Source organism: Bradyrhizobium sp. CCBAU 11361 (assembly GCF_028128935.1).
Lineage (GTDB): Bacteria > Pseudomonadota > Alphaproteobacteria > Rhizobiales > Xanthobacteraceae > Bradyrhizobium > Bradyrhizobium niftali.
Window position 1 is genome coordinate 105,995 of the sequence record NZ_LBJZ01000187.1, and the last position, 12,911, is coordinate 118,905.

The 12,911-nt window shown below is 65.3% G+C and carries 12 protein-coding genes; 7 read left to right on the plus strand and 5 right to left on the minus strand.

Annotated elements, in window-relative coordinates; genetic code table 11:
• Positions 1–139 precede the first annotated feature (139 nt).
• A complete protein-coding gene (gene ubiG, locus XI08_RS28020) occupies positions 140–913 on the minus strand; it encodes a bifunctional 2-polyprenyl-6-hydroxyphenol methylase/3-demethylubiquinol 3-O-methyltransferase UbiG (protein ID WP_271576850.1) in 774 nt (257 codons plus the stop codon).
• Positions 914–927: 14 nt separating this feature from the next.
• The gene (locus XI08_RS28025) at positions 928–1,395 is read right to left on the minus strand and encodes a PH domain-containing protein (protein WP_271576851.1); all 468 of its coding nucleotides are present in this window, start codon (positions 1,393–1,395) and stop codon (positions 928–930) included.
• 163 nt (positions 1,396–1,558) lie between these two features.
• On the opposite strand from XI08_RS28025, the gene XI08_RS28030 reads away from it, so the two are divergent.
• The 5 genes from XI08_RS28030 (at position 1,559) to XI08_RS28050 (ending at position 8,653) form a co-directional block, all read left to right on the plus strand.
• Positions 1,559–2,815: an aspartate kinase gene (locus XI08_RS28030; protein ID WP_271576852.1), complete on the plus strand. Its 1,257-nt coding sequence runs from the start codon at positions 1,559–1,561 to the stop codon at positions 2,813–2,815.
• 287 nt (positions 2,816–3,102) lie between these two features.
• Positions 3,103–5,370, plus strand: coding sequence for a phosphoenolpyruvate--protein phosphotransferase (gene ptsP / locus XI08_RS28035; RefSeq protein WP_271576853.1), 2,268 nt, complete (start codon positions 3,103–3,105; stop codon positions 5,368–5,370).
• 58 nt (positions 5,371–5,428) lie between these two features.
• Positions 5,429–6,514 carry a peptide chain release factor 1 gene (gene prfA, locus XI08_RS28040; RefSeq protein ID WP_135174921.1) on the plus strand — a complete coding sequence of 362 codons (1,086 nt, stop codon included), beginning with the start codon at positions 5,429–5,431 and terminating at the stop codon, positions 6,512–6,514.
• Positions 6,511–7,404 (plus strand): peptide chain release factor N(5)-glutamine methyltransferase, encoded by an 894-nt coding sequence (prmC, locus tag XI08_RS28045; protein ID WP_442869865.1) that lies wholly within the window; start codon positions 6,511–6,513, stop codon positions 7,402–7,404. The genes prfA and prmC overlap by 4 nt, the downstream gene beginning before the upstream one ends.
• A 463-nt stretch (positions 7,405–7,867) precedes the next feature.
• Entirely contained in the window at positions 7,868–8,653 is a 786-nt protein-coding gene (locus XI08_RS28050) for a DUF4167 domain-containing protein (RefSeq protein ID WP_271576855.1), read from the plus strand.
• Positions 8,654–8,711: 58 nt separating this feature from the next.
• Here the strand turns inward: XI08_RS28050 and XI08_RS28055 are convergent, their stop codons facing one another.
• A complete protein-coding gene (locus XI08_RS28055) occupies positions 8,712–9,452 on the minus strand; it encodes a methyltransferase domain-containing protein (RefSeq protein ID WP_011083053.1) in 741 nt (246 codons plus the stop codon).
• Positions 9,453–9,560: 108 nt separating this feature from the next.
• Here XI08_RS28055 and gloB point away from each other — a divergent pair, with 108 nt between their 5' ends.
• Complete coding sequence (gene gloB / locus XI08_RS28060; protein ID WP_271576856.1) at positions 9,561–10,328, plus strand: hydroxyacylglutathione hydrolase; 768 nt, start codon at positions 9,561–9,563, stop codon at positions 10,326–10,328.
• A gap of 37 nt (positions 10,329–10,365) precedes the next feature.
• Positions 10,366–10,788 carry a cupin domain-containing protein gene (locus XI08_RS28065; RefSeq protein WP_011083055.1) on the plus strand — a complete coding sequence of 141 codons (423 nt, stop codon included), beginning with the start codon at positions 10,366–10,368 and terminating at the stop codon, positions 10,786–10,788.
• Positions 10,789–10,903: 115 nt separating this feature from the next.
• Here XI08_RS28065 and yddG read toward each other — a convergent pair whose 3' ends face one another.
• Positions 10,904–11,773: an aromatic amino acid exporter YddG gene (yddG, locus tag XI08_RS28070; protein WP_271576857.1), complete on the minus strand. Its 870-nt coding sequence runs from the start codon at positions 11,771–11,773 to the stop codon at positions 10,904–10,906.
• A gap of 169 nt (positions 11,774–11,942) precedes the next feature.
• A complete protein-coding gene (gene phbB, locus XI08_RS28075; protein ID WP_271576858.1) occupies positions 11,943–12,668 on the minus strand; it encodes an acetoacetyl-CoA reductase in 726 nt (241 codons plus the stop codon).
• Positions 12,669–12,911 lie beyond the last annotated feature (243 nt).

Consider the following 12,911-nt stretch of genomic DNA (forward strand, 5'->3'; position numbering starts at 1 on the left):
ATCCGGCAGGTCAATCACGCGGATGTCATGGGTGCGATGCTTGCGCCACAAACTCAATGTCGTCCGGCCTTCGCCGGGACGACACCTTTGGTGTTGTTGCAGCCCGCCTCTTCCAAACGACTCAGCCGCTACAGGCAGCTCACACCATCCCTTCCGCCACCACCATGTAATTCACGTCCATGTCGGAGGAGAGGGTCCATTTGTCGGCGAAGGGGCTGTAGACGACGCCGGTCTGCTCGGTGATGACGAGGCGGTTGTCGAGCAGGTATTTCGTCAGCTCGTCCGGGGTGACGAACTTGTTCCATTCGTGGGTGCCGCGCGGCAGCCAGCGCAGGACGTATTCGGCGCCGACGATGGCGAGCGCAAAGCTCTTCCAGTTCCGGTTCAGCGTCGAGACCACCATCAGCCCGTTCGGCTTCAGCATCGCGGCGCAGCGCTTCAGGAAAACGCCGACATCGACGACGTGCTCGACCACCTCCATCGCCAGCACGATGTCGAAGCGCTCGCGCGGGTCGATCTCCTCCACCGTGGTGCAGCGGTAGTCGATCGCAAGATGGCTCTTGTCGGCATGCAGTTTTGCAGCCGCAATATTGCTCTGCGAGGGATCGACGCCGATGACCTGGGCCCCTAGCCGTGACAGCGGCTCACAGAGCAGGCCGGCGCCGCAGCCGATGTCGAGCACGCGCAGGCCGCCGAGACAGTTGAGGCTGCGCACATTGCGCTCGAACTTGCGGCAGGCGGCGTCGCGGATGTAGCCGAGCCGCAGCGGGTTGATCCGGTGCAGCGGCGCCATCTTGCCCTTGGGGTCCCACCACTCCGCCGACAGTTTTGAGAATTTCGCGATCTCGGCGGCGTCGACGGTCGAGCCCGGCTGGGCGGTGGCGGATGCGGAAGTATTTTGCTGCATGCTCATTGTTACGCGCGGTCCTACCGCGTGGTGATCGAACTACGGAAGGCGAGCGGCGAGGCGATGGTCCTCATCGTCTCGATCCCCTCGCCGACACCGCGAATGGTCACGTCGCCGTAGTTGAGAATTCGTCCAAGAATCGTCTGATCGACGTCGACGCTCTCGACCTTGTCCAGCGCCATCTCGAAGGTGCGGCGCTTGATGAACCCGGTCTTGTGCACAACCCTGAGGTTGGTGACGTCGGTCTCGGTGGTGAAGCGATGGAACCAGCCCTTCACGGTCCAGTACAGGGCGGCCAGCGCCACCAGGCCGGAGCCGAACAGGGACAGGATCATCACGCCGTAAATGTTGCTCTGCCGGGACAGGGCGAACAGGGCCAGGGCCACGATCCAGGCCATGATGGCCGGAAAATAGAAGATCCAGTGCGCATTGGTCGAATACAGCACCCGCTCGCCCGGTTGCAGGATCTCGTCGATGTAGCGCGCCATGATCTCGGTTAACCCATTACCCCCAAACCGGACCTCGAGCCTGCCCCCGCAGGAACCCGCTTGCCCCCGGCCCCGCCGCTATGTATACGCGCGGTCGGTGTCCGCGAGGCCCGTCCAGTGCGGGTCACCATACTGATCCTTATGAGGGAATGCACGCGTCGTCATGAGCCGCCTCGTGATGAAATTCGGCGGCACATCCGTCGCCAACATCGAACGGATCCGCAACGTCGCACGCCATGTGAAGCGTGAGGTCGACGCCGGCCACGAAGTGGCCGTGGTCGTCTCGGCGATGTCGGGCAAAACCAACGAGCTGGTGGCCTGGTGCACCGAGGCCTCGCCGATGCACGATGCGCGCGAATACGACGCCGTCGTCGCCTCCGGCGAACAGGTGACGTCCGGCCTCCTCGCCATCGTGCTCCAGAGCATGGGTATCCAGGCCCGCTCCTGGCAGGGCTGGCAGATCCCGATCAAGACCAGCGACGCCCATGCCTCGGCCCGGATCGAGGACATCGACGGCGGCGAGATCATCAAGCGCTTCAAGGATCGCAAGGAAGTCGCGGTCATCGCCGGCTTCCAGGGCATCAACCCCGAGACGAACCGGATCACCACGCTCGGCCGTGGCGGCTCCGACACCTCGGCCGTGGCAATCGCCGCCGCCGTCAAGGCCGACCGCTGCGACATCTACACCGACGTCGACGGCGTCTACACCACCGACCCGCGAATCGTGCCGAAGGCCAAGAGGCTCGACAAGATCGCGTTCGAAGACATGCTGGAACTGGCCTCGCAGGGCGCGAAAGTGCTCCAGGTCCGCTCGGTGGAACTCGGCATGGTCCACAACATGCCGATCTTCGTCCGCTCGAGCTTCGACAAGCCCGAGGATATCGACCCGCATGCCAACCAGCCGCCCGGCACGCTGATCTGCAGCGAGGAGGAGATCATGGAAAGCCACGTCGTCACCGGCATCGCCTTTTCGAAGGACGAGGCCCAGATTTCGGTGCGCCAGATCGAGGACAAGCCGGGCGTCGCCGCGTCGATCTTCGGCCCGCTGGCGGATGCCAACATCAACGTCGACATGATCGTGCAGGGCGTCTCCGAGGACGGCAAGACCACCGACCTCACCTTCACGGTGCCGGCCGCCGACTACACCCGCGCCAAGGACACGATTACCGCCGCCAAGGGCAAGATCGGCTATGCCCGGCTCGATACCGCCACCGACGTCGCCAAGATATCGGTAATCGGCAGCGGCATGCGCAGCCATGCCGGCGTCGCCGCCCAGGCGTTCTCGGCCCTCGCCGGACGGAATATCAACATCCGGGCCATCACAACCTCCGAGATCAAATTCTCGGTTCTGATCGACACCGCCTATACCGAGCTTGCGGTGCGGACCCTGCACACGCTCTACGGCCTCGATCAGGCTTAGGCTAATTTTCTCTTAGCGGTCGCAGCAAACGCGAAGGTGTACACACCTTCGCGTCTGGCAGGCGTTTTGCTTGGCAAAACAAGCCCCAATTCGCTATACGGCGAACAGGGTGGGCTGCCACATACTGTGCCCCAGTTGAGGCGGTGCTGATTCGGTTCAGGCGCCAAATCTGAAGAAGATTTGGACCCGGGCCGGCGCCGGATGAGCAAATTCGTTGTTTTTCTGGATTTTCGGGCGAGCCGCCGGGGCCCCTTTCGGGTCCGGCTGACGGAGGAGACTGAGGGTACATGCGGAGCGCGTCGGGAGGTCCCCGCGTCTTGTTGAGACGGCTCCGCGAAACCATGGCGGAGCAGGTCTCGGCCCAGGAGCGGCTGGACAAGATCGTGGTGCTGATCGCCGCCAACATGGTGGCCGAGGTGTGCTCGGTCTATGTGCTGCGCGTCGACAACACGCTCGAGCTCTACGCCACCGAAGGTCTCAACCGTGAGGCTGTGCACCACACCGTGCTCAGCGCCCACGAGGGCCTCGTCGGTCTCGTCGCCAGCGAGGCGACGCCGCTAAACCTCAGCGATGCTCAGAGCCATCCGGCCTTCTCGTTCCGCCCCGAGACAGGCGAAGAAATCTACCACTCCTTCCTCGGCGTGCCGATCCTGCGCGCCGGCAACACGCTCGGCGTGCTGGTGGTGCAGAACCGCGCCAAGCGCAATTATGTCGAGGAAGAGCTCGAGGCGCTGCAGACCACCGCGATGGTGCTGGCCGAGCTGATCGCTTCCGGCGAGCTGTCGGCGCTGGCCCAGCCGGGCCTAGAACCTGCCGCCCGCCATTCGGCGCAGAAGGTCGGCGCGATCCTGTCGGAAGGCATCGCGCTCGGCCATGTCGTGCTGCACGAGCCGCGCGTGGTCATCAAGGACTACATCGCCGAGGACCTGCCGAAGGAAATCAAGCGGCTCGACACCGCGCTCGCCAAGCTGCGCGCCGATCTCGACCGCATGCTGGAGCGCGGCGACGTCGCCGAGGGCGGCGAGCACCGCGACGTACTGGAAGCCTACCGCATGTTCGCCAACGACCAGGGCTGGTCGCACAAGCTGCACGAGGCGGTCGCGACCGGCCTCACGGCGGAAGCCGCCGTCGAGCGCGTGCAGTCCGACACCCGCGCGCGCATGCTGCGCTCGACCGATCCCTATTTGCGCGACCGGCTGCATGACCTCGAGGACCTCGGCTACCGCCTGATGCGGCAGCTGGTCGGCCAGGACCACGCGCCGTCACGCGAACAATTGCCCGACAACGCCATCGTCATCGCCCGCGCGATGGGCCCGGCGGCGCTGCTCGACTACGACCGTAAGCGCCTGCGCGGCATCGTGCTGGAGGAAGGCACCGCCAACTCCCACGTCTCGATCGTGGCGCGCGCGCTCGGAATACCTGCGGTCGGCGAGGTGCCGAACGCGCCCGGAATCGCCGATCCCGGCGATGCCATCATCGTCGACGGCACGTCGGGCTCGATCTATGTGCGCCCCTCGCAGGAGATCGAGGCGGCCTTCGCCGAGCGCGTGCGCTTCCGCGCCCGCCGCCAGGCGCAGTACCTCGCGCTGCGCGACCGGCCCTGCGTCACCAAGGACGGCCAGAAGGTCGAGCTGATGATCAACGCAGGTCTCGCCATCGACCTGCCGCATATCGAGGACACCGGCAGCGCCGGCATCGGCCTGTTCCGCACCGAGCTGCAATTCATGGTCGGCCAGAGCCTGCCGCGCACCAGCGACCAGCTCGCGCTCTATCGCACCGTGCTGGATGCGGCGGGCCCCAAGCCCGTCACCTTCCGCACCCTCGACATCGGCGGCGACAAGGCGCTGCCCTATATGGAAGCGGTGATCGAGGAAAATCCGGCGCTCGGCTGGCGCGCGATCCGGCTCGGGCTCGACCGTCCCGGCCTGCTGCGGGGCCAGATCCGCGCGCTGCTGCGCGCCGGCGGCGGCCGCGCCCTGCGCATCATGTTCCCGATGATCTCGGAGGTCGCCGAATTCGATTCGGCGAAGGCGCTGGTCGAGCGCGAGCTCACCTATCTGCGCCAGCATGGCCACACGCTGCCCGAGCGCATCGACATCGGCACCATGGTCGAGGTGCCGGCGCTGCTGTATCAGCTCGACGAGCTGCTGAAGAAGGTCGATTTCATCTCGGTCGGCTCCAACGATCTGTTCCAGTTCCTGTTCGCGGTCGACCGCGGCAATGCCAAGGTCTCCGAGCGCTTCGACACCATGTCGGCGCCGATCCTGCGCGCGCTCCGCGACATTGCCCGCAAGTCCCATGCGGCGAAGAAGTCGCTGTCGCTCTGCGGCGAGATGGCCTCCAAGCCGATCGGCGCGCTGGCGCTGATCGCGATGGGCTATCGCTCGCTGTCGCTGTCGGCGACCGCGCTCGGCCCGGTCAAGGCGATGGTGATCGATCTCGATGCCAAGAAGGCCGAGGCGATGCTCGGCCCGTTGCTGGATGCGCCAAGCGGCAGCGTCTCGATCCGGCAGAAGCTGACGGAATTTGCCGAGGCCGAAGGCCTGGCCTTGTAGCGGGCCTGTCGCCCGCGTCCGCCGCCTCGCCGCCTTCCGCCATTTGAGACTTTATCCGATGTCGTCACTCCCTGAAGCCAAACTGGACGTCCTGCTCGCGCATCACGCTTCGCTCGAGGCCGAATCGCTCGGACAGCTCGCCTCCGAGCGCTACGTGCAGATCACGCGCGAGCTCGCCGAGATCACGCCGCTGATCGAGGCGGTCAAGACTTACCGGTCCGCGGTTAAAGAACTCGCCGACACCGAGGCGCTGATCGCCGATCCCGCGACGGATGCGGAGATGCGCGGCATGGCGGAAGCCGAGCGCGACGAGCTGGCTCCAAGGATCGAGGATCTCGTCCAGAAGATCCGCGTCGCGCTGCTGCCCAAGGACGCCATGGACGACCGCAACGTGGTGCTGGAAATCCGCGCCGGCACCGGCGGCGACGAGGCCTCGCTGTTCGCCGGCGACCTGTTCCGGATGTACGAGCGCTTCGCGAGCCTGCAGGGCTGGAAGGTCGAGGTCATCTCGGCAAGCGAAGGCACCGTCGGCGGCTACAAGGAAATCATCGCGGAGGTGCAGGGCCGCGGCGCGTTCTCGAAGCTGAAGTTCGAGTCCGGCGTGCACCGGGTGCAGCGCGTGCCCGACACCGAGACGCAAGGGCGCATCCACACCTCGGCCGCCACCGTCGCGGTGCTGCCCGAGGTCGAGGATGTCGACGTCGAGATCAAGAACGACGATCTGCGCATCGAGACCATGCGCGCGCAGGGCGCCGGCGGCCAGCACGTCAACAAGACCGAATCGGCGATCCGCATCACCCACATCCCGACCGGCATCGTGGTGATGATGCAGGACAGCCGCTCGCAGCACAAGAACCGCGCCTCGGCTATGAACATCCTGCGCTCGCGCATCTACGACGCCGAGCGGCAACGCGTCGATGCGGCGCGCTCGGCCGAGCGCAAGGAAAAGGTCGGCTCCGGCGACCGCAGCGAGCGCATCCGCACCTATAATTTCCCGCAAGGGCGCGTCACCGACCATCGCATCAATCTGACGCTCTACAAGCTGCCGCAGGTGATCGCGGGCGAGGCGCTCGGCGAATTGACCGACGCACTGACCACCGAGCACCAGGCCGCACAGCTCGCCGCGCAAGGCGCGGCGGCGTGACGCCCCGCGTGAGCGACCGATTCACCGGACAATCGGTCGAGAGCGCACGGCGTGCACTGGCGGCGCAGCTGCGATCGGCGCAGCTCGACGAGGCCGAGCTCGACGCCCGCATCCTGCTTGGTGCTGCGCTCGGCCTCGATCTCACCGGCCTGATTACGCAGGCCGCCCGGCTCCTCACGGAAGCCGAGGCCTCGCGCATCGCGCAGCATGCGCAACGCCGGATCGCGGGCGAGCCGGTGGCGCGCATTCTCGGCATGCGCGAATTCTGGGGCCTGCCGTTCCGCCTGTCGGAAGCAACCCTGGTCCCGCGCCCCGACACCGAAACGGTGGTCGAGCGTGCGCTCGAACTTTTCCGCGAGCAGGAGGCAATCCACCAGCCACGCATCGCCGACATCGGCACCGGATCCGGCGCAATCCTGCTGGCGCTGTTGCACGATATTCCCGGCGCCTTTGGCGTCGGCACCGATCTCAGCCCGAACGCGCTCGAGACCGCCAGGGGCAATGCCGCAGCCCTCGGCCTTGCCGACCGCTCCGCCTTCGTCGCCTGCTCCTATCTGGCGGCGCTCAGTGGTCCGTTCGACCTCATCGTGTCGAATCCGCCCTATATCCCCTCCGCCGAAATTCCGAAATTGAGTGTCGAGGTGCGCGAGCACGATCCGCACCTGGCGCTCGACGGCGGCAATGACGGATATGACGCCTACCGCGCCCTGATCCCGCAGGCGGCCGAGCGTCTCGCGCCCGGCGGGGCGCTGATCGTCGAGGTCGGACAGGGCCAGGCCCGAAATATTGAAACCCTGATGACGGCTGCGGCGTTAGTGGTGGACAGGCCGGCCAAGGCCGATTTGGCGGGTATCCCGCGGGCCGTTTCGGCCCGAAAAATGCCCCCATAAAAGCCGGATTGGCCTGCAAAAACTTCTTGGAATATCCCTTGGGACCGACTACCTTCTACTCAACACATCGGTGTCGGCCCCGTACACCTACGGGCGAAAGCCGGGCTCTCGAGCGAGAGCTTCACTGATTTTAGGTTCCAAGCCGCAGGTCCTGTTAAGCGCGATGGCCCATTGAGGTGCGCAGCTTTCCGACCGCAAAGTGAACGAAAGCCTGATATTGCGCGCGAAGACTAACGCAAGAAACCAGGGCTTGTTTTGGCAGGCAAAATGAATGGGTTCGCTGGCGATGAATGCTGGCGGGTGGGGAACGCGTCTTTGTTGAACGCGACGGTCGACAAACATTGGCAGGGTTCAAGCCGCTTCTCGCGTGCGGTGCGCGCGAGCGATGTGAACCGCTGTCATCAGGTCACTCCTAGCAATCAGTAATGCGTGCAACCTTTAGGGCTGGAATTAAAGGCAGGACATGAGAAACGGTCAGAACAAGCAGCGGATGCGCAACCGCAACAACAACAATAACAACAACCGGCGCGGCCAGAACCCGATGACCCGGGTCTACGAGTCCAACGGACCCGATATCAAGATCCGCGGCACGGCTTCGCATATCGCTGAGAAGTATCTCCAGCTCGCGCGCGACGCGCGCTCCTCGGGCGATCCCGTTGCAGCCGAGAACTACTACCAGCACGCCGAGCATTATTTCCGCTTGATTGCGGCCGCCCAGGAGCAGTTCCGCCAGAACCAGCAGCCGCGCGGCGACGAGCCCATCAGCAGCAATAGCGACGACGGCGAAGACGACGGCGAGAATTTCTCGAATTTCGGCCAGGAGCCGGGCTTCGTCCCGCAGCCGCAACAGCAGCAGCCCTTCATGCGCGACCGCGACGGCCAGCGCGATCATCAGCAGCGTGATCACCAGCAGCGCGACAACCAGCCGTCGTACCAGCGCGACAACCAGCAGCCGCGCGAGCACCGCGAACGCGACCATCGTCCGCAGCCGCCGCAATATCAGCCGCAGCCAATGCCGCCGAACCAGCCGCAGCCCGTCATCGCCGATGCCGGCAGCGTCGATCGCCTGCCCTCCTTCATCACCGGCGCGCAGCCGCAAGTGAATGTTGGCGGTCAGGGCGGCTTCGAGGGCGGTGGTGGTGGTGGCGGCGAACGCTTTCCGCGCCGGCGGCGCCGGCCGCATGGCCCGCGCCCCGAGCGCGAAGCCGCTCCGGCCGCGTCCAGCGACGATCTGGCGCCCGGCGAGTAAAGTTCTTCTGATTTTCTGATCTGCATCGTCCCGGCCCCCGCGCCGGGACGATTTGTTTTCAGCTGCGCGTCACCGTCGAGGACGGCACCAGCACCGGCTTCAACGATGGAATCAGCCGCGCCCGCTCGCGCTTGGCGGGGATCGCGCGATAGACCTGCTTGGTGGCCTCGACGATGTGCACGCCGGCAAAGGGCAGCGACAGTGCCGCCCCGGCGCGCTCCCACATCTGCGCCGATTTCAGCACCCAGCCGCCGGCATAGGGCGGCATGAACAGCGCCTCGCCCCAGGCGGTCGGCGTGAACCAGGTCTGCCGCAGCAGATCGGTGATCTGCGAGCGCGAATAGGGCCGGCCGTGGCCGAACGGCGTATTGTCGCTGCGCGTCCACACGCCGCGCCGGTTCGGGATCACCGCAATCACGCGGCCGGACGGCGACAGCACGCGCCACACCTCGCGCAGCAGCGCAGCCGGATCGTCCGACATCTCCAGCGCGTGGACCAGCAGGATGCGGTCGACCGCGGAATCGGGAAGCGGCAGCGAGAATTCATCCACCAGCGAGGCCAGCGCCGGCCGCCCCGTAGGCCATTTCAGGACGCCCTGGGCCGCCGGCATGAAGGCGAGGCAGCGCTCGGCGTCCTCGCGGAACAGCCCGAGATAGGGCGTGGGATAGCCGATGCCGAGCACGCGCTGGCCCTCGGCGCGCGGCCAGCGCTCCCTGATGCCGCGATTGATCATTTGCCGCGCCACAATCCCGAGGCGACGGGAATAGAACTCGCGGAGGTCGACGACGTCGATGCTCATGACGGCAATGTAACATGCGCAAGGCCGCGGCTGCGCGCCGAATATTGCATTGCCTGCGCAACGTTAACGCCATATTTGTCTGCCGGGGCTGAGCGCGAAGGAGATGTCATGGCTGCCGAAATTCGTACTTTCAGCTGTTTAAACGACAATTTCGGTTACCTGATCCACGATGTGGAAACCAAGGCGACGGCGTCGATCGACGCGCCGGAGGCCGGCCCCATCCTGAAGGCGCTGGAGCGGGAGGGCTGGCAGCTCACCGACATCCTGATCACCCATCATCACGGCGATCATGTCGGCGGGGTCGCCGAACTCAAGCAGAAATATAATTGCCGCGTCGTCGCGCCGCACGACCAGACCACGAAGATCGCCAACGTCGACCTGCGCGTGGCCAATGCCGACGTGGTCAAGATCGGCAACCTGCTGGCGCGCGTCGTGGAGACGCCCGGCCACACGCTCGACCACATCTCCTACGTGTTCGACACCGAGAAGACGGTGTTCGCCGCCGACACGCTGTTCTCGATCGGCTGCGGCCGCGTCTTCGAGGGCACCTACCCGATGATGTGGGATTCGCTGTTGAAGCTGCGGGCCTTGCCCGACGATTTCAAGCTCTATTGCGGCCACGAATACACCGCCTCCAACGTCAAGTTCGCACTCACCGTCGATCCCGACAATGCGGCGCTCCAGGCGCGCGCGGCGGAGGTGACCAGGCTCCGCGCCGAGAACAAGCCCACGATCCCCTCACTGCTTGGTGACGAGAAGCGAGCAAACGTGTTCCTGCGCGCCGATGACCCGGCGGTCGCAGCCAGGCTACACATGAAGGGTGCGGATGCCGCCGCGGTGTTCGGCGAGCTGCGCGAGCGCAAGAACAAATCCTGAAGAACAAGTCCTGAAGAGCAAACCCTGACGGGGATCGATGCCGACCGCAGCCGAGATCATCGCGCGCCTTGAGCTCCGACCGCATCCCGAAGGCGGGCACTATCGCGAGACGTTTCGCGACCAGACCACGGACGCCAACGGACGTTCGCGCTCGACCCTCATTTACTTCCTGCTTGCGCGCGGCGAGCGCTCGCACTGGCATCGCATCGATGCCGTCGAGATCTGGCATTATTATGCCGGCAGCCCGCTGATGCTGCGCATCGCGCATGAGGGTTGCTCCCAGCACGAGGTCCGCCTCGGCACGGATCTCGTGAGCGGCGAACGACCGCAAGCCATCGTGCCGGCCGATGCATGGCAGATGGCCGAGACAACCGGTGAATGGACACTGGTCGGCTGCACCGTCGCGCCGGCCTTCGAGTTCGCGAAGTTCGAGCTCGCGCCGAAGGGCTGGGAGCCATAGCTCCACACCGTCATTCCGGGGCGCCGCGCAAGCGGCGAACCCGGAATCTATCTCGCCACCGTAGACGCGGATCAATGGATTCCGGGTTCGCACTTCGTGCGCCCCGGAATGACAGTCACCGCTTCCTGAGCACCATGTCCTTCGCCGCGATCAGGCCGCCGCCGGCGATCAGGACCGCGGCGATGGCGATGTTGGCACTGGCCTTGGCGAAGCCGGCGGCGATGAGGAAGCCGGTCGACAATAACGGCGTCGCATAGGATGCGGCGCCGAGCACGCGGATGTCGCCGCGCTTCATGCCGATGTCCCAGGCGTAGAACGCGGCACCGACGGGGCCGATGCCGAGCGCGACGACCGAAAGCCACTGCAGCGTGGTCTCGGGCCACACGGTCGTTTCGAGCGCACCGTGCATCAGTGCGGCGAGCACTGATGTGGCGAGACAGAAGCCCGCGACCGCGTCGGTCGGCACCGCCTTCAATCGGCGCGACAGCACCGAATAGGTTGCCCAGACGAAGGCCGCGATGAAGGCCGCGATCAACCCCGGCACCGCCCCCGGCGCAAAGCCGGAGGTATTGCCGGCGAACAGCAGCACAGTGCCGACGAGGCCGAGCACGGCGCCGACGATGTGATGCACGGCCAGCCGCTCGCCCGGCAGGAACGACGAGAACAGCACGATCAGCAGCGGCCAGAGATAGTTGAGCAGACCGGCTTCAGCCGGCGGCGCGAAGCGCAGCGCGAGGAAATACAGCGCGTGATAGCCGAACAGCCCACCGACACCGACCACCCACACGACCAATGGCTGGCGCAGGCTTTTCGCCGCCTCGCCACGGCCGATCCAGGTGAGGAGGCCGACGAGGCCGCCGATCGCGAAGGTCATCGCGGCGAGCTGGAACGCCGGGATTTTTCCGGTCGCCACCGTCATCACTGACAGCAGTGACCACATCAGGATCGCGGTCAATCCGATCAGCGTCGCGGTGCGGGGAGTCATTTAAATCGCCTCGTCATTCCGGGGCGGCTCGAAGAGCCGAACCCGGAAATCTCGAGATTCCGGGTTCGCCGCTATCGCGGCGCCCCGGAATGACAGTGCATGGACAAATGCCCGGGACAAGCCCGGGCATGACGACGTCGTCGATATCAGCCTGCGTGATGCGATCGCATCACACCATGTACTGACCGCCGTTGACCGTCAGCGTCGAGCCGGTGATGGCGCCGGCCTCGTCGGCGGCGAGGAACACGACCGCGCGCGCGATCTCCTCGGGCTCGCCAAGGCGGCCGATCGGGATCAGCGGCAGGATGGACTTTTCCAGCACGTCCTTCGGCACCGCCTGCACCATTTCGGTGTTGATGTAGCCGGGGCAGATCGCGTTCGCGGTGACGCCGCCCTTGGCGTTCTCCAGTGCCAAGGCCTTGGTGAAGCCGATCTCACCGGCCTTCGCGGCGGAATAGTTCACCTGGCCGAACTGGCCCTTCTGGCCGTTGATCGAGGAGATGTTGATGATGCGGCCGAACTTTCGCCCGCGCATGCCTTCGATCACCTGGCGCGACATGTTGAACAGCGAGCCGAGGTTGGTGCCGATCACGGCGTTCCATTGCTCGAGGCTCATCTTGTGGAAGGCGCCGTCCTTGGTGATGCCGGCATTGTTGACGAGCACGTCGATCGGGCCGACCTCGGCCTCGACCTTCTTCACGCCCTCGGCGCAGGCGTCGAAACTGCTGACGTCCCATTTGTAGACGGCAATGCCGGTCTCGGCCTTGAACTTCTCCGCCGCCGCATCGTTGCCGGCATAGCTCGCCGCGACCTTGTAGCCCGCCGCCTTCAGCGCCTTGCTGATCGCAGCTCCGATGCCCCGCGTACCACCCGTCACCAATGCAACACGTGCCATATCGTATTCCTTCCCTTGGACTCTTCGGACGTTTCTGAGTGATCGTTTTAGATGCGGATTATGCGGGACGTTTGACGGACATCAAGAACAAAACGCCCGGCGTGAGCCGGGCGTTTCTCTTTAGTCGAGGCTAATGCGGTTGCGAAGAATATTTGATTTGCAATCGCCGCCTTTTTAGTCGCGTGCAACGCACTCACTTATGTGTGCAGCGCACGCGCAAGATTCACGTAAGCTGCGCGTCAG